Consider the following 22,776-nt stretch of genomic DNA (forward strand, 5'->3'; position numbering starts at 1 on the left):
AAAATTCCGCACATATGAGAGGGGTTTATAAAACTATGCGCTACGTTATCATAACAGGAACTTCACAAGGTTTAGGTGAGGCAATCGCTACGCAATTATTAGAAAAAAATACAACTGTCATCTCTATTTCTAGAAGAGAAAATAAAGAGCTTACGAAACTTGCAGAGCAATATAACAGCAATTGCATTTTTCATTCCCTAGATCTTCAAGATGTACATAACTTAGAAACTAACTTTAAAGAGATCATTTCATCTATTAAAAAAGACAATGTATCCTCTATTCATTTAATTAATAATGCGGGTACAGTTGCACCTATGAAACCAATTGAAAAAGCAGAAAGCGAACAATTCATTACGAACGTTCACATTAATTTACTTGCACCTATGATTCTTACATCTACGTTTATGAAACATACGAAAGACTGGAAAGCAGATAAACGCGTTATTAACATTTCATCTGGCGCAGGAAAAAACCCTTACTTTGGCTGGGGCGCTTATTGTACAACGAAAGCTGGTGTAAATATGTTTACACAGTGCGTAGCAACTGAAGAAGTGGAAAAAGAATATCCAGTAAAAATCGTCGCTTTTGCACCTGGCGTTGTTGATACAAATATGCAATCACAAATTCGCGAAACAAATAAAGAAGATTTCATAAATTTGGACCGCTTCATTGCATTAAAAGAAGAAGGAAAACTATTATCACCTGAATATGTTGCGAAAGCTATTCGTAACTTACTAGAAACTGAGGACTTCCCTCAAGGCGAGGTTATTAGAATCGATGAATAACAAAAAGGCGTGCTAAAATAGCACGCCTTTTTGTTCTACTTCTCTAAAAATATAAGCACAGACTCCGCAATTTGCTCATAACCAATTTCTTGATAAATTTTATTCGATGTCGGATTCGCTAAATCAGTATATAACGTAGTCGTCTTGTACCCTTCATCTAACATACGTTGACTAAGTGCCGCTACACACTTAGATGCGTATCCCTTTTTCCTTGCTTCTTTCGGCGTATATACAAAATTAACTGTTATATTATTTTTAGTTGGTCTCGTTTTTGCAGCTACAGAAACGAGTTTTCCATCCACTTCCAAACCAAACAGTCGATTTGTAGTTATTAATGTATATGCAGTTTGTTTTGCTTCTTCTTTCGTAGTAGGAAGCTTTACATCTTCACAAAATTGATATATCCACTGTTCTATTAATGGTAATTCATCATTATTTACCGCTCGAAAAAGTCCATTCGCATTACACTTCTTCTTTACTCTGTTCAACTCATACACACCTTGCTCCATTGCAACATTCATTTTCTTATTTTCTAATACCGCAATCTCTTCCGCTAATTTCTGTACAATTTTCTTATTACCGATCAATCCAGGAATATCCGGATATACTTTCGTTAACTCTTTTGCAAGTTCCTCAATAGCTACTCCCGAAATTTCAGAAGTTGCAACAATGATTTGTTTCTTCTCTTCTGTTTGCAGAAATACAACCGCAATGTCTTCTCCTTGTTTCGCTATCCCCATAAATATCGGTTCTTGAACCATTTGTAATACACCTAATATGAGATTGTTTTCCTGCTCATTCTTTTCTAGAAATGGTGTAACATCTTCTTTAAAATGAAAAATCTCTTCATATACATGTAATTGAATCATCGACAATCTCTTCTCTCTATTTATATTTTAATTAAGTATTGGCGATTAATTCATTAAATCCCTCTTTTACGATTCAATAATATTCAAAGCTAATGTATTCAAGGCATTTTCAGCTTGTAAAATTCTCTGTTTTTCCTTTTCAAATACATCTTCTTCTTTTCGAAAGGACTCTTTTCGATTTTTAATCATACGCTTCATTTCTTTTTTACTCGGTCCACCGTATACATTTCTTTTTTGAATAAAAGCTTCTGGCGATATAATTTCTTTCCACTCTTTTTCTAATAAATTTATTTTAAAATGTTCTTGCAAATACATATTTACATCTTTGAAGTGTAATTCATGTAGTTCTTTTTTCTGCTCCAATGACATATTTGCAATAGCACTTGCTGCATGATGAGCATGCCGAAATGGAATTTCATAATTTTTCGTTAAAACATCAGCGAAATCCGTTATCGTTATTGCATGTTTATAGGAACGACTTTTTAACGTTTCTTCTTCTACTTTCATCGTTAGGATCACTGCATTCATCATACAAAAAACACGAATCGCCTTTTCAATCCCTTTATATAAATATGGCTGCAAGTCATCTTCCGTATCGACAATATCACCAAATGGTGTATTATGAATCATTTGAAATACTGTAAATGCTTCTCCTAAAGCACTACTCGTAATTGCACGAGCGTGTTCAATTGAAACCGGATTTCGTTTTTGCGGCATAATACTACTAATTTGTACATATGGCTTTGCAACAGTAATACCGTCATATTCTTTCGTTGCTAACAACAAAAAGTCATGAATCCATCTACTCGTATTCGTCATCATTACCATAAGTAGCGAGCTAACTTCTAATAAATAATCCGCTCCGGCAACAGCATCATATGAGTTCTCAATTACAGTTGTAAATCCAAGTAGATGAGCAACTCGTTCTCGTTTAATCGGGAAACTTGTTGTAGAGAGTGCAGCCGCCCCCATTGGAGACTGATTTAAAAGCTGGTACGTTTTTTTCATTCGTTCTAAATCTCTTTGCATCGTATCATAAATTGCTAAAGTATAATGACCAAATGTTGTTGGCTGTGCCGGTTGTGTATGTGTATAAGCTGGCATGATCGTTTCCTTATGATCATCAGCAAGTTGCAGTACACTTTCTTGCAATAGCAAATGATGTTCCATTAATCGTAATATATACCGCCTTAAACTCATGCGATACATCGTTACACCCATATCATTTCTACTTCTACCAATATGCATATTACTTACAAAATCGCATTTCGCTTCTTGAGAAATTAAATGTTCGATTAAAAAAAAGAGGTCTTCATGCTGCTCTGTATATACCAATTTATCTTTTGGTATTCGCTCTACTTTTCTAAGTGCGTTTAATATAACTTTAGCTTCTTCTATTTTTATTAAACTTTCTTCAGTCAGCATCGTAATATGTGCTTTATGCACTTGAAACATATCTTTCAATAAGTAATTTCGTTGAAAATCAAATACATGTTGTAATACACAATCCACATATGTTTTTCCAGGGAAATCAGCGCCTTCACTCTTTATAAACTCTTCCTTACTCTGTTTCATCACCTTTTCCCCTCTCACCTAAGTATTACTACCCATCATACCCATTGATAGAAAAAAAGTGCCTGTACATAAAAATAAACTCGGTGCTCTCTGCACCGAGTTTATTTAATAAAAGTCGCATCATACTTATCACTTTGCAACACTTGGAAATGTAAGTTTGCTAAATGTTTCCGTATTTCTGCACTATCGTCTTCATTTAAATTGTTCGCCAAAAACACAATCTCCGTACAGTTTCCACGTTTATCCATAGCGTAAACTGCTTTTGTAACCGTCCATGGTGTATAACCATTCTTTTGCCCAGCATGTCTAAATGTTTTACGGTATTTCTTGGCACTCATGTCTGTTTCAACGATATTTGCCCACACTTTTTCTTCAGCTTCTGTCAAGCCACCTTTATGGTTTGCCTTTTGAAGTAATACCATATAATCATTTGCAGAAGCTGCTGGTAATCTATCTGACCAAATTTTGTCGTAACGTTCCTCTAAATAAAGCGGAATTTCCTTCTGTAATAATGGTCCCTTCTTCTTTAAGCGTTCATGAATAATCATCGCATATTCACGATATTGCTCTTGAGACATTTCTTTTAACTTTTTCTCTATTTTATATTTTGGAACATGTAATTCTTTATGCAAATATCCCGGGATATACAAAGATGAAACGATTGGAAATAGTGGTTGATGTGCAGGAAGTGATAAACTTTGTAAATTTCGATTGATGTTATCTAATCCTAACAATTCCATTAAGTATTCAGCATTTGCATTCGAACTAAACTTAACCATTCCTTTTGCCACTTCTTCTAAAGAAACCGCTCCTTCAGTTATCTTGCCCGTTTTCTCCAAATACTTTTGCCATCTATCTTGTGCACCACCATCTGTATTCGGCACATAATAGCGATTCACATCATTAATCGACACGAAACTAGAAGAATCAATTTTCCCTTCAGTAACTTGTTTCGTATATTCAAGCGCCACAATTAATTTCATCGTACTAGCAACTGGCAATACAACATTTGGGTTTACAGAATAAACAACTTTATCATTTCGCTTTACTAGAAGCGCACTATTTTTTTCATCTTTATGTTCTTCAATAAAAGATGCAATATACTGTGCATCATCATTATTTGAACTCCACACTTTTTTCACTAAAAAGTTACCCGATATTAGCAAAACAAAAATACCCACAATTACTGCGCATACTATAGTTTTTTTCAAGTAAAATTCCTCTCCTATTGTGTAACTCTTCTCTATTTATCATTTAAAAACAAAATAATGGAGATGGTCATTTACATAACCATCTCCATTATTTTAACTTGTATGCTCCTATTATGTCTACGTCATAAATTTCACAAAATCCTCAAGAAACTTTTTATAATGTAACGACCAACCAATTCGCACCCAATTTTTTAATGCTTTTGCATCAGGTTGAGGCCGAAAATCAGCAATACTCTCTCCTTTTGCAATTCCAGCTGTATCTACATCGACACGACGATATACATAATCTAAAAGGGATGGATTTGCCGCAACCATCATTGTAACGACGTCATGTACTGGACTTCCTTTTATTTTCGGATTTAACTTTCTATAAGCTTTATAATAGTACGTAAATATCGGCTCGATTAACTTATTAAAACTCGTTTTAGAGTGTTTCGTAATATATTTTACCATTTCCGGTGTAATAATTGCTTCAGATGTAACGTTAAGTGGCACTAATGTCACATTTTTGGCATTTTGCATAACTAATTGTGACGCAATGGGATCACCATGAAAATTCGCCTCTGCGACTGGTGTTACATTGCCAGGCATTAAGAAAGCACCGCCCATTATATAATATTCTTTCACATACTTCATCATCGGCTTTTCTAAAATAAATGCTGTCGCTAATGTTGTTGATCTACCAGCATCGACTATTATTAATTCTCCTTTATATTTTTCAAGAAGATCAAAAAATGTACAAAAAGGCTTTATATTTGGTGAAAAAGTTTTTGGAGGTTTAATTGGCCCTAAACCGTCTGTCCCATGAATTTCTGGATAATACGTCGTAATATCTCCGGATAAAGGAATTTTCGCACCATTAATAACAGGTATATCTTCCCGTCCTGCCATTTGCAATAAATATGCGGCATTACTTGTCGCCTTTTCTTGTGTTACATTTCCATATCCCGTTACTACACCAACAATATCAATATCAGGATGCAACAATCCATACATAATTGCTAAAGAGTCATCAATTCCTGGGTCTCCTAAAAATAACACTTTTTTCATCGACCTCAACTCCATCCCCTCAGTTGTTATTAATTTATGAATAACCGTGGATATACAGAATAAAAAAAGAACAAATTCATACGAAAAAACGCAGTCTTATAAGGACTACGTTCTTCAGCTAACCTATACTGTTTTTTTTACAGCACTCATACTTCCAATAACATAAGCGATAAACGCAAAACAAATCGGGAAGACAACTGTATGTATACCGAACGGATTTGGATAGAAAAGATGAATACACATATATGAGCCTACCCCAACTAAAATAGACGCAAGCGCTCCTGTAGCATTTCCTTTCCTCCAATATAATCCTAATACGATTGGCCAAATGAATGCTGCTTCTAATCCACCGAAAGAAAATAAATTTAGCCATATTAAAAAATCTGGTGGTTTAATCGCCGCTGCATAAACGAGTAGTCCTACAATACCAGTAATCCACAAACTTCCTTTTTTTATCGTACTGTCTGCTGCATCTTTATTTATGTAATTTACATATATATCTTTAATAATTGACGAGCTTACAAGTAATAATAAAGAGTTTACTGTAGACATAATCGCTGCCATCGGTGCAGCTAAGAAAACTCCAGCTAACCAAGGAGGTAACACTTCCATCGCAAGTAGCGGCATTACTTTATCTGGTACCGTTATACCTGGAAGTACTACTCTTGCAAATACACCAGTTAAATGCATACCGATCATAATTGTGCCAACGACAACGGTTCCAATTATTAAAGCTTGATGCATCGCTTTTGAATTTTTATAAGACATGGCACGCACGCTAATTTGCGGTAAGCCGACAACGCCAATTCCAATTAAAATCCAAAATGATGTAACATATGATTTCGTTAAACTGCCATCTGCTCCGAATGGTGTAATTAACTTTGGATTAATTTGAACAAGTTCCTGCATAATCTTTTCAATTCCACCACCAGCAATGACAGTAGCAATTAAAATGATTGTCGTTCCAACTAACATAATGATTCCTAATAATGTATCTGATAGAGCAACTGCACGAAATCCACCAATTAATACGTACACAAGTACAGAAAAAGTAAATAAAAATAGTGCTGTTGTATACGATAGACCAGTTAGTGACTCGATTAATCGTCCACCACCGACCCACTGGGCTACTGTCGCTGAAAATAAAAAGATAATAATACATAACGCAGAAAGTATAACAACTGCTTTATTATTGTATCTCCCTTTTAAATAATCGATAAGAGTAATTGCTTCCATCTTCCTAGCGATAATTGCAAACTTTTTACCGATAACCGTTAAAACGATATAGCCTGTTACAACTTGAATCGCAGATAACAGTACCCATCCAAGACCCATATTGTAAGCAATACCAGGGCCACCAATAAAGCTACTTGCACTACCGTACGTAGCAATCATTGTCATCGCTAATAATAAACCGCCTAGCTCACGCCCACCAAGAAAATATTCTTGTAAAAATTTATTATGAGCAGTTGCTTGCACACGTCTTGAAGCATATACACCAATTAAAAATACAACGATAAACGAAATTATCATTGGAATGATTACATACCAATTCATCTATTATTCCTCACTTTTTTCTTCCTCATCGAGTGAAATATCTTGAAATACAAAACGAACAACTAAACTAAGTAAAATAACCATAACGATAAATCCAACGATACAGCTATAAAAAAACCATGCGGGAAAACCTAATACATATGTATATTCATTCGGATTTTTACTACCAAGCCCATAAGCAAATCCGTACCATATTATAAAATTAATAATAGCAAGTCCAAGACCAATTAACGCTTCTCTATGGGCTATTCGAAAGCGTGGATCATCATGATAATCTTTCATTTTTACCCCTCCTCTCACGATGTATTATTGTACCATTGTTCTTCTAGTTTTTCCTACTAGAAAGCAAAAACAAGCAGGATTTTTTATAATCATATAGAAGATTCTCTTACATTACATATTTTTTACAATTGTAACACAAATGAAATTTGAATTTTCAGTATTTCTTAATTATGATTTTAATTAGAGGCTTTCCATCTAGTTTCCACATCCTTGATTTCGGAATAAGCGCCGTCTCGTACTGCGTTTACATTATATTTTCAAGGGGGTTATACAATGAGTCAACTAGCTGTAAATCTTCATGAAAAGGTAGAGAAATTTCTTCAAGGTACAAAAAAGTTATATGTGAATGGATCTTTCATTGAAAGCGCTTCCGGTAAAACATTTAAAACACCTAACCCAGCAACTGGTGAAACACTTGCCGTCGTTTCTGAAGCTGGTCGCGAAGATATTCATAAAGCTGTAGTCGCAGCTCGTATGGCTTTTGACGAAGGTCCTTGGTCTCGTATGAGCACCGCTGAGCGAAGCCGTCTCATGTACAAGTTAGCTGATTTAATGGAAGAACATAAAGAAGAGCTTGCACAGCTCGAAACATTAGATAACGGAAAGCCAATCCGTGAAACAATGGCAGCAGACATACCACTTGCAATTGAGCATATGCGCTATTACGCTGGATGGGCTACGAAAATCGTTGGTCAAACAATTCCTGTTTCCGGTGATTACTTTAACTATACACGCCATGAAGCTGTTGGTGTCGTTGGTCAAATTATCCCTTGGAACTTCCCGCTTCTTATGGCAATGTGGAAAATGGGAGCAGCGCTTGCTACAGGATGTACAATCGTTTTAAAACCTGCAGAACAAACTCCACTATCTGCTCTATACTTAGCTGAATTAATTGAAGAAGCTGGATTCCCGAAAGGTGTTATTAATATCGTACCTGGATTCGGTGAATCAGCTGGACAAGCTCTCGTTAATCATCCACTCGTTGATAAAATTGCATTTACCGGTTCTACTCCTGTCGGTAAACAAATTATGCGACAAGCATCCGAAACATTAAAACGCGTTACACTTGAATTAGGCGGTAAATCACCAAATATCATATTGCCAGATGCTGATTTATCTCGCGCGATTCCTGGTGCACTTTCTGGTGTTATGTTTAACCAAGGACAAGTATGCTCTGCTGGATCACGCTTATTTGTTCCGAAGAAAATGTATGATAATGTCATGGCTGATCTCGTCCTCTATTCTAAAAAACTAAATCAAGGTGTCGGTCTTAACCCTGAAACAACAATTGGCCCTCTCGTTTCCGAAGAACAACAAAAACGTGTAATGGGCTACATTGAAAAAGGGATTGAAGAAGGCGCTGAAGTCCTTTGCGGAGGAAGTAATCCATTCAATCAAGGCTACTTCGTTTCTCCTACAGTATTCGCTGACGTAAATGATGAAATGACGATCGCAAAAGAAGAAATTTTCGGTCCAGTTATTTCTGCAATACCATTTAACGATATTGATGAAGTAATTGAACGTGCAAATAAATCACAATTCGGCTTAGCGGCTGGTGTGTGGACAGAAAATGTTAAAACAGCACACTATGTTGCAAGTAAAGTACGTGCAGGTACAGTATGGGTAAACTGTTATAACGTCTTTGATGCAGCATCTCCATTTGGAGGATTTAAACAATCTGGTCTTGGCCGTGAAATGGGATCTTACGCATTAAATAACTATACAGAAGTAAAGAGCGTTTGGCTTAACTTAAATTAATGAGAAAGAACCTGACCTACCTGGTCAGGTTCTGTTCATTATGTATTCCTTTAAACTTGCAGTCCTCCGCTCACATTTAATACTTCACCTGTAATATAAGATGCGTATTCTGATGCTAAAAAGGCTGCTGCGTTCGCAATATCTTCTGGCGTTCCAATTCTACCAACTGGAATAGCGCCAACCATCTTTTCTTTCACTTTATCTGGTATCGTTTTGGTCATATCTGTATCCATAAACCCCGGACAAATCGCATTACAAGTAATACCGAAACTTCCAACTTCTTTCGCTGCTGTTTTCGTTAATCCTACAACTCCTGCCTTTGTAGCCGCATAATTTGCTTGACCTATGTTTCCTTCTCTACTAATTGAAGATATATTAATAATGCGTCCATACCCTTGTTGTCTCATGTAAAGAAGCGCGGGTTGCATACAATAAAAAACTCCAGTTAAATTCACTTGTAATACTTGTTCCCAAGCAGATTTCTCCATTTTATGTAACATTGCGTCTCTTGTAATTCCAGCATTATTCACCAAAATATGTAATGTACCAAATTTTTGAACCGCATATTCAATTAACGACTTTGCTTCATTTTGATTACTCACATCACATCGATATGAGCACACTTCATATCCTTCATCTGATAACTCACGTGTCGTTTTTTGTAGATTCTCTTCATTTACATCGCTAATTAATACTTTCGCCCCTAGTTTTGCATAAACCCTTGCAATCTCTTTTCCAATTCCCTGTGCAGCTCCTGTTACAACAGCTGTTTTCCCATTTAAAAACTCCATTCCTATCCCCCATTTCTATTACTTATACTGTATATTTCGGCTCCTTGCTTTCCAATTCCTCTTTGTATAAAAAAGTCTATTTGTGTCAAACTAACTTTGCAACATCGTATAAACGCAAGGAGATTGTGTCGAATGAACAAAAAGAATTTCAAACAAAGCAAAGCAACTGATGGCATTGATGTTGAGTTCTCTCTCGAACTCGCTGACCACAATGACTTAGAAGCAAACGCACGTGCAAATGCCGCTGATGCACGTCAAAAGCGCCAATCAACCGAAAAATAAGGTACATCACAACCTTATTCTTTTCAAAAGGGACCTACTACCCAACAAAATAAACCGAGAGACATCTCTCGGTTTATTTTCTATATTTTTTTGCATAATGAGCCAAAGTAAGCAATGGATATATATGAGCATAACTATGATAACGAATATAAAACCCACCTGGTAAACCTGTTCCAGTAGGATATTTTTCATTTATATAAGAGTTGGAGAGCAAATATGAAATACCTTTTCGAATGACTGGCGTTTCTTTATCATAGTAAGAAATGAGGGCATCTAGCGCCCATGCTGTTTGGGATGGTGTACTAAATGGCAAAGTAACAAATCTTTTTTCCACACTACTTTGGCAAGATTCTCCCCAGCCACCATCTTCATGCTGTATATGTTCAAGCCATAAAGCTGCTCGTTTCAATGATGGATCGCTAGATGGTATTCCTAGTGACCGTAAACCAGTCAACACTGCCCACGTACCATATATATAACAAATTCCCCATTTCCCATACCACGATCCATTTTCCTCTTGTACATTCATTAACCAATTTATCGCACTTTGTTTTTGTTTCTCGGGCAATTCATTTTGCGTATACGTTCCGAAAAATTCTAATACTCTTCCTGTAATATCTGGTGTAGAAGGATCTGTAATCATATCACTTGCATTTTCGATTGGTAAATTTGCTAATATACGGCTCGTTACCCCTTTTTCAAAAGCCCCCCAACCACCATCATTATTTTGCAATCCTTTAATCCAATTAACCGCTCGCTTCCAAGCAGTGTCTACATTTTCGTTCCCTCTACTTCGCGCCAATGCTCTTAACGCAGCAGTTGTATCATCAATATCTGGAATCGTCGTATTCACATCCGAAAAGCCCCAACCACCCGGGAAGAGATCCGGTGCATGTACACTCCAATCTACTTTCTTCGTTTGCTGTTTTCTTAGTAAATATGCTGATGCATTGTGAATCACTTTACTTGCTTTCGGAACTTGAGCTTCTTGCAAAGCATAACTGAGTAAAGCTGTATCCCATACAGTTGATGGAGAGTTTTGCAAATGGCTCCCTCTCTCCATCTTCCATATATAAGATGTGATTCCCGTTATAGCTTTTTGAATAATTGGTGATTGAATAGAATGTCCTAATGCAAGTAAAGCATAAATCATATAAAACGAGGCAGTTGCGTAGCTATATAATGTTCCATTTTCATCAATACGCTCTTTCATAAAACGTTCTACTTCCTCATATCCTTTATGATGCAAAGAAAGTGGATACGTTATAATTTTCTTCACGTCACTTACTAACGTTTGAAAAACTGGAGACCGGTCCTCCCGAAACCATTCTCCGCCCCCGCCTGCAATGTGATTTAAATTTGGCAATAACTTTTTCCCTACTCGAAATCTTTTATTTAAACACAACATCATCGGAATTAAATGAATACGTGCTGAGCTACTCAGTTCAAAAATACTGAGAGGGGAATCATTCTGCAGAAACATAATTGGTGTTGGCAAATGAAAGAGAGAAGGATATTCATATTCTCCATGAATCGCTAATAAAAACTTCGTCATAAAATGAGCACGCGCTACCCCACCGCGCTCATTTATAAACATTTCCGCTCGCTTCATATTCACATCTTCTTTTGTATATTTTTCCGATGCAAGTAAGGCAGCATAAGATTGAATTGTAGCAGATAAATTACCACCCACTTCATCTTCATACAATTTCCATGTTCCTTCATTTGTTTGGAGTGATGCTAATCTTTTTACAAACGGTTCTATCTCTTTATCTTTACCTAATAATTTTAATAAAAAAATCATATGACAATCTGTTAGTGGCGCTCCTTCAAAACAAAACCGCCACGTACCATCTTGCCGTTGCATTGTTTGAAGTGCAGTTGTTCTTCTCGCTATTTCTTCATGCACTTTTTCATATAATAACAAGTTGCTCACCCACCCTTTCGAAATCCGTATAACGATATTCAAAAAGGTAGCTGAATATGTATAAAAACAAAGAAAAGCAGAACATATAAAATGTTCTGCTCATAAACAATACCCTACTCCGACAATAATCCCTAATAAAGCACCGACTACTACTTCATACGGTGTATGCCCAACAAGTTCATTTAACTTCTTATATTCTGTTTCTCTACCGTGAAAAAAGTCATTCAATATTTTTGCTTGTTTACTTACTGCAAGCCTTACTCCTGAAGCATCATACATAACAATAATGGCAAAAATTGTAGCAACCGCAAACATCGAGCTTTCCACACCTTCCACTACTCCAACTCCTGTAGCAAGCGCTGTAACTGTTGAAGCATGAGAACTTGGCATCCCACCTGAAGCAAAAAACTTTGCAAAATCAAATTCACCTGTTTTAACTAATTTGAAGACTACTTTCGTTAATTGTGCTAAAAACCATGAAATTACAGCTGCCATAAGCGGATCATTATGTAAAATTGTTTCCATGTTCTCAGCTCCTTACTGACTATAATGGAAATTCTATATAATATAAGTATAAAGAAAAATGCGTAGAAAATACTACGCATTATGATACTTTTGCTGATTTATTTTTTATAAATTTCGGTTGTTTCTGCACTAAAAACTTAGTCTTCGCTACCGAGAATACAAATAATGCAACCCATATACAGAAAAATGCAATCATATGAGTAGATGTGAAATGTTCACCAAATACGAATACACCTAAAATTAAGCTAATTGTTGGTGCAATATATTGTAAAAAACCTACCATATAAAGCGGAATAAGTTGGGCTCCTTTTGCAAAATAAAAAAGTGGTAGAGCTGTAACAATACCTGCTCCTATTAATAGTAATGTCGATAACATTGAAATAGATCCAAATGAGCCGAAACCATGGGCGCCTGTCATAACAAGGTAAATGATTGCAAGCGGTGTCACCAACATCGTTTCCATCGTAAGTCCAATTGTAGCATCATAGTTTAACAGTTTTTTCGTTAATCCGTATAATCCAAATGAAAAGGCAAGTGAAAGAGAAACCCACGGAATAGATCCGAAACGCACTGTTAAAATGATAACCCCCACTCCAGCTAAACCAACTGCAACATATTGCCAGAAGTTTAACTTTTCCTTTAAAACGACTGTACCAAGTAAAATACTAATAAGCGGATTAATATAATAGCCAAGACTCGCTTCAATAACATGATTATGATTAACGGCCCATATGTAAACAAACCAGTTTCCGCTAATCAAGACTGAAGCTATTGTTAATGACATTAATAATTTAGGTCGTTTAAAAAGATTCACAAATTCCCCAATAAACTGACGAAACCTCTTCGTAACACCTAATACGAGTAACATAAAAACAAATGCCCAAACGATGCGGTGTGCTAATATTTCATCTGCTGGAACTTCCTCAACCCATTTCCAATAAATCGGTAGGATTCCCCACATCGTGTAAGCACCAGCCGCGTATAGTATCCCTTTTTTTTGCTCTGCTGATTGACTCCCCATCTTCCTTTTTCTCCTCTTCTCATTTTTTCTCCATTATACGGTCTCACATGCTCACTTTACCAATAATCAATCTGCATTTCTTTCGACATTTCTCATACAACGAATAATAAACATACCGTTATTACAACAAGTAACGGTATGCCGAAAACAAATTTCTTTTTATGAGTTTTATGATGAAACATATACATGCCGATCCAAGCTCCAACTGCTCCTCCAGCTGCCGCCGATAAAAACAACGTACTTTCTGGCGTTCTCCACTGTTTCTTCTTTGCTTTTCGTTTATCAAGCCCCATAAGGCTAAAAGCTATAACGTTAATAATAAGAAAATAAATCCATTTCATCGCTTTCTCTCCTTATGAAAAATTCGATTAATAGTAACACGAAAAAACGACGGAAACAACTGAAGAACTCTTTTTATCCAACTAGTTTCATTCCTTTTTCTTAATTAGTTACCTTCATATTTACATAACCAACTAAAATCGCAGTTAAAGCATTTAATATTGAAAAATGTTATGAGTAGAATCTTATATTTCATTACATTCATCCACTACCATATCATCAAAAAAATTGCTCTCAATCACTTTCTCATCAAAACGAAGAACTACAATTAGCCCTACATATAAAGAAACAAAATTTAGAAACCATTCCCCATTCTCATCTTTCTTAGCTAAGCATTTAAATATCTCTTGAAATTGCACCCGCTCGTCTGCAGCAACAATGGGACGTACACCAAAATATTTCAATACAAGATTCAGCTTCAGCTGTACGGATAATGATAAAATATATTTTAATAGCTTCGTATACTCTGCACTATCTTTTTGACTATACAACTTCACAAGCTTTGGATGTAAATTCGAAATCGATAATTCCTCGTCAGTCACTCTAGTTACTTCTATCGTTTCAATCATCTTTTTCATATCCATCACATTCACCCCTTCTGAAAAAATTCTAAAGCCAAAGAGTACTTAATTCAAAATGTACAACAATTGTGCGTTTCTCGTCTCTCGTTCTTCCTCACTGACTAAATCATATTTTTTTAGGAGGTGAAAAACATCATTTAATAATTTCTGTGAATGAATACCTTGCAAAAAACTCTTTAACTCTTTAAAGATCCCTTCAGGTAAAAAATTCTTTTGACTTTCAAGCTTATTCATCACATCTTCAATAGAATGATCAATGTTACATGCCATACTAAACTTCCCCCTCTATCCTCTATAAATAATATCCTCAGCTAACGATGTAAACACTTCTCCAACAAGAGAATCTTCATCATATACAGATGAACCATTATTTTCTTCACGTTTCGCAAAAGGTATTTTGGCAATTACTTCTGTTTGCAATTGTTCTGCAAGCATTTCGCCGCCGCCTTTTCCGAAGAGATAATTTTTCGATCCATCTTGTTCTTCATAATAAGCCATATTTTCCACAATACCTAAAATCTCATGCTTCGTATGTTTTGCCATTACACCAACTCTTGAAGCAACGAATGAAGCTATATTGTGCGGAGTTGTAACAATTATTTCTTTCGCTTGCGGAATCATCGCTGCAACATCAATCGCAACATCTCCTGTACCTGGTGGTAAATCAAGTAATAAATAATCTAATTCTCCCCAGTGCGTATTCGCAAGGAAATTTTGAATCCATTTATTTAGCATCGGTCCGCGCCACATCACTGGGTTATTTTCTTCTGTAAAGAATCCCATCGACATGATTTTAACACCGTGACTAATGACTGGAATTGCCGTTTGATCAATCATCGTTGGTTTCTTATTCGTTTCCATCATAGCTGGAATACTAAAACCATATATATCTGCATCTAATATCCCCACTTTTTTGCCCATACGAGCTAGTGCAGTTGCAAGATTAATTGTCACCGTTGATTTTCCAACTCCGCCTTTTCCGCTCGTTACCGTAATAAAACGTACTCCTGAATCCGGGCGAAGCATGCTCGGCATACCAGTTTCTGTTCTAGTATTTCGCTTTAACTTCTCTGTTAAAGCTGCACGTTCTTCTTGTGTCATAGAACCAAATGTTACCTCCACTTTAGAGGCACCAATTGCGTGAAGCGATTCTTCAATATCTTGTTGAATTTTTGCTTTTAACGGACAACCTTGGATTGTTAGTACTACTTCAAGTTTAACCTCTGTTCCGTTCATTTGTATATTTCTAACCATATTTAATTCTACAACACTTTTGTGTAACTCTGGATCCTCTACATGTTTTAATGCATTCATTATTTGTTCTTGAGTAAGCATAGAACTCATCCCTTCTCTTATTCTAATTTATATACAACATTTTCTTGGCACTTCATCTGGTGAAAAAGCTTATTATCCCCCGCTAACGGGTGGGATTAATGCGACTATATCTCCGGCTTTTATCATCTCTTCATTCATTACAAACTCTTCATTAACAGCCACCATCACTTTATCCAGCGATTGTAAACAATAGGTGGCTTTGAGCCATTCTTTTAATTGCTGCACTGTCATTTCTTGCTTTTCTGAAATTACTAATCGATCCGATCCAACTTCCTCACGCAAATTTGCAAACAGTAAAATTGTAATCATTTTCTCATTCTTCCTTCTTTGGTTTTCCTTCTGGATAAGGTGTGTTTTCAAGTTGATCTCCAACCCACATCGTTCCATCTTCCCAAAATTCTTTTTTCCAAATTGGAACGATTCGTTTTATACGTTCAATCGCGTACTCATTCGCTTCATAAGCTACTTTACGATGCGGTGATGAAACTGCAATGACTACCGCAATATCCATTATTTCTAGTCGCCCTACACGGTGCGTAATTGCTACTTTTGCATCCAGCCATCTTTCACTAATTTCTTCACCAATTCTCATAAGTTGTTTTACTGCCATCGGTTTATATGCTTCATACTCTAAATGTAGCGTTCGTTTTCCTTTTGTTAATTCTCTCACCGTACCAATAAATGTTGTAATCGCACCTGCTTCCCTTCTTGCGACTTTATTCGTTACTTCTTCAACTAAAATCGGTTTATCTACAATCTCAAATAGCACTTGTCCCATTAAAACCACCTCTCACTTTATGAAATGTCCAAGGCCATTCACTACCTTCGTTATTTTCTAATAAAAGAACATCGACAAACATATCTTTTTTATATCCTCTTGTCCCGCCCGGCAATACGATAAACGCGTTGGATTCTGCCAATGAAGAAACTGAGCTAGATTTATCAAACCCTGATGGATAAGCGATTAATTTCCCCTCATCATATTGCAATTTTGCTCGTACAAATCTTGTAAATGGATTCGGTTTTAGAAAATCTTCTCCTAATAACGCTTTTTCTCTTTTTAAATGTACTTTTTCACTAAACATATACGTCCGAATACACGGTCTTACGAATAATTCAAACCCTACGTAACAAGCTGATGGATTCCCTGATAAACCAAATAATAACTTGCCATTTAATTGTGCTACAGTCGTAACACTTCCTGGTCGCATTGCAACTTTATTAAAAAGAACAGATGCACCTAACTTTTCGTAAATAGCTGGTAAATAATCATAATCTCCTACTGATACACCGCCCGTTGTAATTAACATATCTACTTGGCCAAGCGCTTCTTTCACAGCTGTAAAACACGTATTAAAATCATCACTAAACTTCCCAAAATATTTTACTCTTCCGCCCGCTCTTCGAATTTGAGACAATATCATGTACGTATTACTGTTTCGGATTTTCCCTGGCTGTAATGAATCATTGACATCCAGTAATTCACTCCCAGTCGCTAACAGTCCAATTACAGGCTTTCTCGCAACTGGTACTTCACTATAACCGAATGTAGCAAGAAGAGCTGAAATACCTGGATTAATGTACGATCCCTTCTTTGCAAGAACTGTTCCTTTACGAGCATCTTCACCTTGAAAAGAAATATTGTCGCCCGTTTTGAATGATCGCTTCACTTCCATATAATTGTTGCCATTCTTCTCATATTGACGAGTCAGCTCTAACATAACAACCGCATCACACCCATTCGGAATTTGTGCTCCTGTCATAATTCGAACTGCTTGAAATGGACCTACTTTCTCATGGAATAGCGATCCTGCACCAATTTCACCCACTACTTCAAATACAATTGGCGTTTCATAACTTGCTAAATTAGTATCTTCTGCTCGAATAGCAAATCCGTCATACGGCGAACGATTAAATGACGGTACATCATGGTCAGCTACTAAATCCTCTGCTAATATACGTCCATAAGCTAATTCAATTGGTAATAGCTCCTTTAAGCCCTTATCAGCAAATCCTATCACTTTACGAACAGCTTCTTCAACCGTAATTGGCACTCTTCTTTCCATTGTTGACACCCTCTCTATTAACCGAATACGCGATAATATAGTTGTTTCGCTTTCGAAATATCATTTGTACCATGAATAAAAACACGACCATCCCGAAAAAAAACGATGCGGTAATCATCGAATTGGCAAGATAGTAAATACGGATTCCGATCTACTTTTCCCAGTTTTTTTAATACTTTTTCTATATCATCAAAATTGTATTTCCTATTGTCTACTGTTCTAATTTGAACTGTATTTCTTCCGCATAAAACAGCTGCTTTCGTTTGATTTTCGTATGATAAATAAGGATAAGTTCGATTCAAACCGCATGAGAGACAAGCGTCTGTTTTTATTTTCCCTAATTTTATAAAATGATTTTGATTACTCCATATATCAAACATGAAAAATGTTTTTCTAATTGCTGAGAAATCTTCCACTAAAATTTTGAGCGCTTCTGCCACTTGATATGCTGCGACGATTTGAACAGTCGGGCTAATAATCCCAGCAGTATCACACGTCACACCTGTAACAGGGATATTTTTCAGCATACAATGTAAACACGGTGTCTCTTGCGGAATAATTATATAACTCATACCATATGATCCAACGCAAGAACCATATACCCACGGAATATTATGTTTTTGTGATAAATCATTTATTACAAATCGAATATCAAAATTATCTGTTGCATCAATGATTACATCTACATTTTTTAATAGACCTTCCATATTTTCTGAAGTTGCATCCATTACGAAAGCATGTATTTGTACTTCCGAATTAATTTGTTCTAGCCGATTTTTTGCAGCAATTGCTTTCGGCATTTTCTCTCTCGCATCTTGTTCAGAGTACAATTGTTGCCTTTGTAAATTACTCCATTCAACGTAGTCACGATCGATAATCGTCAACTTGCCAACACCTGCACGTACGAAACTTTCGGCACTTGCACTTCCTAATGCGCCTGCCCCTACAATTAACACATGTTTATTTCGAATTTTTTCTTGTCCTTTACTCCCAATTGGTTTGAACAACTGTTGTCGTGAATACCGATCAGCCATTACATACCCTTCCTCTCAAGAACTCTATTTCATATTAGAATGTTGTTTCTGATAACAAGCAAAGTAAGCAAAACCAACAAACCCAGCTCCTCCAATTACATTTCCGATAAAAACAGGAACAAAATTTTTAGCCAGATCCATCCACGTTAGATGACCAGCAAAAATAACAGCGGAAATGACAAACATATTTGCTACTACTTGCTGAAATCCAATCACTACAAATGCCATAATTGGAATCCAAATTCCGATGATTTTCCCGACAAAATCACTCGTCCCGTAAGCGAGCCAAAGAGCAAGACAAACGAGCCAATTACAACCAATTGCTAAAATCAAAGTTCTCCCAAATGATTCATGTAACTTCCCTTCCGCTATCGCTACCGTTTTATTTAAATACTCTCCCTCTGTTAATCCGCCAAGATGTCCAAAGCAATACGCAACGAAAATTGCCCCAATAAAGTTCATGAGAGTAATCCAAACCCAGTTATTCAGTACACTTATCAATGTAATTTTCTTTGCATAAAGCGCCATAGACAGTGACATCATATTTCCCGTAATTAATTCTCCTCCTGCTAATACTACGAGCATGAGTCCAACAGGAAATACTGCTCCTCCTAAAACATTCACTAGACTTCCCCAGCGCTCAGGTAAATTCCCTAAAACTCGAATGTTAAGTAAAAAACCTATCGCAATAAACGCTCCTCCTAAAAAACCGAGAATAAGCATCGCTGGCAATGTCTGTCTTACTTTTTGAACACCGGCCTCAATGACAAGCTCAGCAATTTGTTCCGGCTTATGAAATGCCATTACCCATTCCTCCATTTTCTCCAAATAAAAAAGCAGCTTCAAAAAACCTCCTCAAAATAAAAGGTTTTTGAATGCTGCTTAATTTCTCTGCACATCTTTTACAGAGATATCAATCATCACTTTTACTATAAAATAGAAAATCCACAACTCTTGTAAATTTTCCATTTTTCACTATGACGCTAGCTTTATATATTAACCACCGATATGTGACATTTCAATTTTAGGTATTGTTTTCTTATTTGTATGATTTAAGCGTTCATCTGAATAACGATCTTCCCTATTATTCCATATATCGCGTACTACATCTGTAATGTCCTCATCTGTATGTTCAGAACGAAGCAATTCTCTTAAATCATTTCCTTTAGAAGCAAATAAGCAAGTATATAATTTTCCTTCTGCAGAAATACGAGCTCTCGTACATGATGAGCAAAAAGAATCTGTTACTGATGAAATAATACCTATTTCCTCATCGCTTCCTATATAACGATACCTAGTAGCCACTTCACCAGAATAATTTGCTTCTATCCGTTCTAACGGCATAACTTGATGAATCGTATCTACTATTTCTTGTTTAGAGACGACCTCTTTTAAATCCCAACCATTATAATTTCCAACATCCATATACTCAATAAAACGAAGAATATGCTTATTTTCCTTAAAATATTGCGCCATCTGCAAAATGTCCTGTTCGTTTTTTCCCTTTTGAACGACCATGTTTATTTTAATTTTCATTCCAACTTCAGCTGCAGCCTGTATTCCTTCCAGAACCCTTTGCACTTTGCTCCTATTACCATTTAAATAGAAAAACCGCTCTTCTTCTAAGGAATCTAAGCTAACTGTTACACGTGATAGTCCCGCCTTATATAAATCAGGAGCAAACTTTTTAAGTAACGATCCATTGGTTGTTAAACCGATATCTTCTACACCATCAATTTTATTAAGGCGCTCAATAAGCTTTGGAAGCCCTCTTCGAAGTAACGGTTCTCCGCCTGTAATCCGTAATTTTCTCACACCTAAAGAAACGAAAATACGTGTTATCCTTTCAATTTCATCAAAAGATAAAATTTTATCATTAGACAAAAACGAGTAATCAGGACCAAATATTTCTTCTGGCATACAATATCGGCAGCGAAAATTACAGCGATCAGTAACTGAAATACGTAAATCCTTTAACGGACGTTGCAACTTGTCTAATGTAACTGATTTCATCTTCATTGCCTCACTTTTATTTTATATTTAAAACACGTTCTGGATGGGTATATACATTTAAGGAGTGATTACGAATAAATCCTATTGTCGTAATACCTAAATCTTCCGCTAGTTGCAAAGCTAACTCAGTTGGAGCTGATTTTGATAGTATAATTTCACAACCGATTTTTGCAACTTTCAATAATATTTCCGAAGAAATACGACCACTAAAAACAATGATTTTATCTTTTATAGAAATATCGTTTCTTAAACAATAACCGTAAATTTTGTCTAGTGCATTATGCCTACCAATATCCATTCGGCTTAAAATAATACCATTAACATCACATAAAGCTGCATTATGAACCCCACCAGTACGATGAAACGTATCCGCAGATTGCTGCATTTCTTTCATTAACCGAAAACAATCATCGGCAGCAACCTGTACATGGACACCCTTCATTTTTTTTGCACTTAGTGCATCATTTGCAAAAACAAACCCTTGCCTACTCATACCACAACAAGACGTAATATAGCGTTTATTTTGCATTTGTTCATAATACGGATTTACTTTTGTCGTTGTTACATGCACAAATCCTTCTTTCTCCTGCACCCATACACTATCAATGTCTTCATACTTCCGAATGATTCCTTCAGACGCTAAGAAGCCTATTACCATATCTTCTATATATTCTGGAGTACTAACCATTGTAACAAACTCCTGTCCGTTCATTTTAATGGTGACAGGAAACTCTGTTACAATGCTGTCCTCTATATGTTTAATTGCTCCTTGTTCATAACGAAAGATTTCTCTTTCTACCTGTATCGGTTTCACGATCAGTATCCTTCTCTCACGTTATATTTTTATCAAAAACAAATACAGAAACTGCAATATCTTCTTCTACTTTCATATCTGAAAACAAATTCACTAATTTCGCTCCAACAAGTTCCTCCAAATGTTCACGGGAATTCGCAGCATACACTTCTTGAATCATTTTCGTTCTAGCCATATGAACCATTTCCGCACCGTCCATCGTACTTGAAATAAATTTTTCAGTAGGTGTTAAGTTTCCATAAAGAGTCGCTATAGCCATATTTTCCGCAAAAACAGTATGAATTCGTTCTGGTCCTTTTCCGAAAAGTTCCTTTCGAAGTTTTCGTATCATATCATTAAATTCATGTACTTTTTTTGACATACAATTATACCTCCCAAAAGCCTCATTTTACTCTATTATATATTTTACCAAAATGAGCCTTCCGCCCAAACTATTTCCTACAAATATTTGGGCGGAAAGGTTCACTTCATGAAGTTTATTCGTCTTTTAACCCTTTCCCCATACCTTTTAAGAAATGAAGCCCAAACCCGATAGCACGGTTAATATCTGGGTCTTTCAATACTTTCATAAGATCGAATACCCCTACTTTTTTATTACTTTCTAGATGTTCATTACCTTCTTCTAGCCCGACTAATAAACTACCTATAAGCTTTTTCGTAAGTTCTGGGTCAAGTTCAGTTAACGCACCTGCAGCGCCCATCATATTATTAATTAAATTTGTAACAGGCTCACGAGTTACTTGACCTAGAACAATTTTCGCAATTGGTTCTTTCGCTTTTAGCATTGAATTTGCAGCTTCTAGCATTCCAATGTCATTTAATTCCCCTACTATATTAAACATCTGATTTAGAGCTTCTTCATTATTAGTTAGAAGCTCTTTTAAATCATCTAACTTTTGCTGTTTTATTTCTTCCTCAGTTAATTCTTGTTTTTGAATCATTTTTATAGGCGCAGCCATAG

Annotated in this window: 26 protein-coding genes; 3 read left to right on the forward strand and 23 right to left on the reverse strand. The window is 36.1% G+C overall.

The window, feature by feature from the left end:
* Positions 1-35: 35 nt before the first annotated feature.
* On the forward strand, positions 36-785 hold the full coding sequence (locus MR107_RS02555) for a (S)-benzoin forming benzil reductase (RefSeq protein ID WP_135278045.1): 750 nt from the start codon (positions 36-38) through the stop codon (positions 783-785).
* Positions 786-820: 35 nt separating this feature from the next.
* On the opposite strand, the gene MR107_RS02560 is transcribed toward MR107_RS02555, so the two are convergent.
* The 6 genes from MR107_RS02560 to MR107_RS02585 all read right to left on the reverse strand — a co-directional run bounded on the left by MR107_RS02560 (position 821) and on the right by MR107_RS02585 (position 7,329).
* Positions 821-1,654 carry a GNAT family N-acetyltransferase gene (locus tag MR107_RS02560; protein ID WP_000615373.1) on the reverse strand — a complete coding sequence of 278 codons (834 nt, stop codon included), beginning with the start codon at positions 1,652-1,654 and terminating at the stop codon, positions 821-823.
* Between the two features lie 66 nt (positions 1,655-1,720).
* Positions 1,721-3,229 carry an argininosuccinate lyase gene (gene argH, locus MR107_RS02565; protein ID WP_000813967.1) on the reverse strand — a complete coding sequence of 503 codons (1,509 nt, stop codon included), beginning with the start codon at positions 3,227-3,229 and terminating at the stop codon, positions 1,721-1,723.
* Between the two features lie 101 nt (positions 3,230-3,330).
* The gene (locus tag MR107_RS02570) at positions 3,331-4,440 is read right to left on the reverse strand and encodes a serine hydrolase (protein ID WP_000751366.1); all 1,110 of its coding nucleotides are present in this window, start codon (positions 4,438-4,440) and stop codon (positions 3,331-3,333) included.
* Positions 4,441-4,557: 117 nt separating this feature from the next.
* Complete coding sequence (locus tag MR107_RS02575; protein WP_000756458.1) at positions 4,558-5,490, reverse strand: nucleoside hydrolase; 933 nt, start codon at positions 5,488-5,490, stop codon at positions 4,558-4,560.
* Positions 5,491-5,613: 123 nt separating this feature from the next.
* Positions 5,614-7,047, reverse strand: a complete 1,434-nt coding sequence (gene panF / locus MR107_RS02580) for a sodium/pantothenate symporter (protein ID WP_001104820.1) — start codon at positions 7,045-7,047, stop codon at positions 5,614-5,616.
* A gap of 3 nt (positions 7,048-7,050) precedes the next feature.
* Positions 7,051-7,329 (reverse strand): YhdT family protein, encoded by a 279-nt coding sequence (locus MR107_RS02585; protein ID WP_000656239.1) that lies wholly within the window; start codon positions 7,327-7,329, stop codon positions 7,051-7,053.
* Between the two features lie 273 nt (positions 7,330-7,602).
* Between MR107_RS02585 and dhaS the strand changes: the two genes are divergently transcribed.
* Positions 7,603-9,087: an aldehyde dehydrogenase DhaS gene (dhaS, locus tag MR107_RS02590; protein WP_000080282.1), complete on the forward strand. Its 1,485-nt coding sequence runs from the start codon at positions 7,603-7,605 to the stop codon at positions 9,085-9,087.
* A 50-nt stretch (positions 9,088-9,137) separates the two neighbouring features.
* Here dhaS and fabG read toward each other — a convergent pair whose 3' ends face one another.
* Positions 9,138-9,878 carry a 3-oxoacyl-ACP reductase FabG gene (gene fabG, locus MR107_RS02595; RefSeq protein WP_000395038.1) on the reverse strand — a complete coding sequence of 247 codons (741 nt, stop codon included), beginning with the start codon at positions 9,876-9,878 and terminating at the stop codon, positions 9,138-9,140.
* 132 nt (positions 9,879-10,010) lie between these two features.
* Here fabG and MR107_RS02600 point away from each other — a divergent pair, with 132 nt between their 5' ends.
* Complete coding sequence (locus MR107_RS02600; protein ID WP_242292047.1) at positions 10,011-10,160, forward strand: YfhD family protein; 150 nt, start codon at positions 10,011-10,013, stop codon at positions 10,158-10,160.
* Positions 10,161-10,233: 73 nt separating this feature from the next.
* Here the strand turns inward: MR107_RS02600 and MR107_RS02605 are convergent, their stop codons facing one another.
* From MR107_RS02605 to MR107_RS02680, 16 genes are all read right to left on the reverse strand, one after another.
* Positions 10,234-12,087 carry a terpene cyclase/mutase family protein gene (locus MR107_RS02605; RefSeq protein ID WP_242292048.1) on the reverse strand — a complete coding sequence of 618 codons (1,854 nt, stop codon included), beginning with the start codon at positions 12,085-12,087 and terminating at the stop codon, positions 10,234-10,236.
* Between the two features lie 99 nt (positions 12,088-12,186).
* Positions 12,187-12,612 carry a divergent PAP2 family protein gene (locus MR107_RS02610; protein ID WP_000447820.1) on the reverse strand — a complete coding sequence of 142 codons (426 nt, stop codon included), beginning with the start codon at positions 12,610-12,612 and terminating at the stop codon, positions 12,187-12,189.
* 79 nt (positions 12,613-12,691) lie between these two features.
* Positions 12,692-13,633, reverse strand: a complete 942-nt coding sequence (gene rarD, locus MR107_RS02615; protein WP_000535539.1) for an EamA family transporter RarD — start codon at positions 13,631-13,633, stop codon at positions 12,692-12,694.
* A gap of 92 nt (positions 13,634-13,725) precedes the next feature.
* The gene (locus MR107_RS02620) at positions 13,726-13,974 is read right to left on the reverse strand and encodes a DUF1294 domain-containing protein (RefSeq protein WP_000871349.1); all 249 of its coding nucleotides are present in this window, start codon (positions 13,972-13,974) and stop codon (positions 13,726-13,728) included.
* 183 nt (positions 13,975-14,157) lie between these two features.
* Entirely contained in the window at positions 14,158-14,556 is a 399-nt protein-coding gene (locus MR107_RS02625) for a hypothetical protein (protein ID WP_000367300.1), read from the reverse strand.
* 42 nt (positions 14,557-14,598) lie between these two features.
* Positions 14,599-14,823, reverse strand: coding sequence for a hypothetical protein (locus MR107_RS02630; protein ID WP_000752375.1), 225 nt, complete (start codon positions 14,821-14,823; stop codon positions 14,599-14,601).
* 15 nt (positions 14,824-14,838) lie between these two features.
* On the reverse strand, positions 14,839-15,888 hold the full coding sequence (locus MR107_RS02635) for a P-loop NTPase (RefSeq protein ID WP_242292049.1): 1,050 nt from the start codon (positions 15,886-15,888) through the stop codon (positions 14,839-14,841).
* Positions 15,889-15,960: 72 nt separating this feature from the next.
* A complete protein-coding gene (gene moaD, locus MR107_RS02640) occupies positions 15,961-16,197 on the reverse strand; it encodes a molybdopterin converting factor subunit 1 (RefSeq protein ID WP_000628501.1) in 237 nt (78 codons plus the stop codon).
* A gap of 4 nt (positions 16,198-16,201) precedes the next feature.
* Positions 16,202-16,666 (reverse strand): molybdopterin synthase catalytic subunit MoaE, encoded by a 465-nt coding sequence (moaE, locus tag MR107_RS02645; protein ID WP_000531881.1) that lies wholly within the window; start codon positions 16,664-16,666, stop codon positions 16,202-16,204.
* Positions 16,647-17,954: a molybdopterin molybdotransferase MoeA gene (locus MR107_RS02650; RefSeq protein ID WP_242292050.1), complete on the reverse strand. Its 1,308-nt coding sequence runs from the start codon at positions 17,952-17,954 to the stop codon at positions 16,647-16,649. Before MR107_RS02650 ends, moaE begins: the two co-directional genes overlap by 20 nt.
* A gap of 17 nt (positions 17,955-17,971) precedes the next feature.
* Positions 17,972-18,988, reverse strand: coding sequence for a molybdopterin-synthase adenylyltransferase MoeB (locus tag MR107_RS02655; RefSeq protein WP_000785259.1), 1,017 nt, complete (start codon positions 18,986-18,988; stop codon positions 17,972-17,974).
* Positions 18,989-19,012: 24 nt separating this feature from the next.
* Positions 19,013-19,792: a formate channel gene (locus MR107_RS02660; RefSeq protein WP_000863998.1), complete on the reverse strand. Its 780-nt coding sequence runs from the start codon at positions 19,790-19,792 to the stop codon at positions 19,013-19,015.
* Between the two features lie 192 nt (positions 19,793-19,984).
* A complete protein-coding gene (gene moaA, locus MR107_RS02665; RefSeq protein WP_000844124.1) occupies positions 19,985-21,001 on the reverse strand; it encodes a GTP 3',8-cyclase MoaA in 1,017 nt (338 codons plus the stop codon).
* 16 nt (positions 21,002-21,017) lie between these two features.
* A complete protein-coding gene (fdhD, locus tag MR107_RS02670; protein ID WP_000802695.1) occupies positions 21,018-21,815 on the reverse strand; it encodes a formate dehydrogenase accessory sulfurtransferase FdhD in 798 nt (265 codons plus the stop codon).
* 16 nt (positions 21,816-21,831) lie between these two features.
* Positions 21,832-22,176, reverse strand: a complete 345-nt coding sequence (locus tag MR107_RS02675) for a Na-translocating system protein MpsC family protein (RefSeq protein WP_000039582.1) — start codon at positions 22,174-22,176, stop codon at positions 21,832-21,834.
* Between the two features lie 115 nt (positions 22,177-22,291).
* Positions 22,292-22,774 carry a helical membrane plugin domain-containing protein gene (locus MR107_RS02680; RefSeq protein ID WP_000729897.1) on the reverse strand — a complete coding sequence of 161 codons (483 nt, stop codon included), beginning with the start codon at positions 22,772-22,774 and terminating at the stop codon, positions 22,292-22,294.
* Between the last annotated feature and the right edge of the window lie 2 nt (positions 22,775-22,776).

The sequence above is a fragment of the Bacillus cereus group sp. BfR-BA-01441 genome (assembly GCF_022663075.1).
In the GTDB taxonomy this organism is placed as follows: Bacteria; Bacillota; Bacilli; order Bacillales; family Bacillaceae_G; genus Bacillus_A; species Bacillus_A cereus.

Coding starts and splice junctions, on each gene's coding strand:
- MR107_RS02555 (WP_135278045.1), top strand. CDS start 36: ATGCGCTACGTTATCATAACAGGAACTTCACAAGGTTTAGGTGAGGCA.
- MR107_RS02560 (WP_000615373.1), bottom strand. CDS start 1,654: ATGATTCAATTACATGTATATGAAGAGATTTTTCATTTTAAAGAAGAT.
- argH (WP_000813967.1), bottom strand. CDS start 3,229: ATGAAACAGAGTAAGGAAGAGTTTATAAAGAGTGAAGGCGCTGATTTC.
- MR107_RS02575 (WP_000756458.1), bottom strand. CDS start 5,490: ATGAAAAAAGTGTTATTTTTAGGAGACCCAGGAATTGATGACTCTTTA.
- panF (WP_001104820.1), bottom strand. CDS start 7,047: ATGAATTGGTATGTAATCATTCCAATGATAATTTCGTTTATCGTTGTA.
- MR107_RS02585 (WP_000656239.1), bottom strand. CDS start 7,329: ATGAAAGATTATCATGATGATCCACGCTTTCGAATAGCCCATAGAGAA.
- dhaS (WP_000080282.1), top strand. CDS start 7,603: ATGAGTCAACTAGCTGTAAATCTTCATGAAAAGGTAGAGAAATTTCTT.
- fabG (WP_000395038.1), bottom strand. CDS start 9,878: ATGGAGTTTTTAAATGGGAAAACAGCTGTTGTAACAGGAGCTGCACAG.
- MR107_RS02600 (WP_242292047.1), top strand. CDS start 10,011: ATGAACAAAAAGAATTTCAAACAAAGCAAAGCAACTGATGGCATTGAT.
- MR107_RS02610 (WP_000447820.1), bottom strand. CDS start 12,612: ATGGAAACAATTTTACATAATGATCCGCTTATGGCAGCTGTAATTTCA.
- rarD (WP_000535539.1), bottom strand. CDS start 13,633: ATGGGGAGTCAATCAGCAGAGCAAAAAAAAGGGATACTATACGCGGCT.
- MR107_RS02620 (WP_000871349.1), bottom strand. CDS start 13,974: ATGAAATGGATTTATTTTCTTATTATTAACGTTATAGCTTTTAGCCTT.
- MR107_RS02625 (WP_000367300.1), bottom strand. CDS start 14,556: ATGGATATGAAAAAGATGATTGAAACGATAGAAGTAACTAGAGTGACT.
- MR107_RS02630 (WP_000752375.1), bottom strand. CDS start 14,823: ATGGCATGTAACATTGATCATTCTATTGAAGATGTGATGAATAAGCTT.
- MR107_RS02635 (WP_242292049.1), bottom strand. CDS start 15,888: ATGCTTACTCAAGAACAAATAATGAATGCATTAAAACATGTAGAGGAT.
- moaD (WP_000628501.1), bottom strand. CDS start 16,197: ATGATTACAATTTTACTGTTTGCAAATTTGCGTGAGGAAGTTGGATCG.
- moaE (WP_000531881.1), bottom strand. CDS start 16,666: ATGGGACAAGTGCTATTTGAGATTGTAGATAAACCGATTTTAGTTGAA.
- MR107_RS02650 (WP_242292050.1), bottom strand. CDS start 17,954: ATGGAAAGAAGAGTGCCAATTACGGTTGAAGAAGCTGTTCGTAAAGTG.
- MR107_RS02655 (WP_000785259.1), bottom strand. CDS start 18,988: ATGGCTGATCGGTATTCACGACAACAGTTGTTCAAACCAATTGGGAGT.
- MR107_RS02660 (WP_000863998.1), bottom strand. CDS start 19,792: ATGGCATTTCATAAGCCGGAACAAATTGCTGAGCTTGTCATTGAGGCC.
- moaA (WP_000844124.1), bottom strand. CDS start 21,001: ATGAAATCAGTTACATTAGACAAGTTGCAACGTCCGTTAAAGGATTTA.
- MR107_RS02675 (WP_000039582.1), bottom strand. CDS start 22,176: ATGTCAAAAAAAGTACATGAATTTAATGATATGATACGAAAACTTCGA.
- MR107_RS02680 (WP_000729897.1), bottom strand. CDS start 22,774: ATGGCTGCGCCTATAAAAATGATTCAAAAACAAGAATTAACTGAGGAA.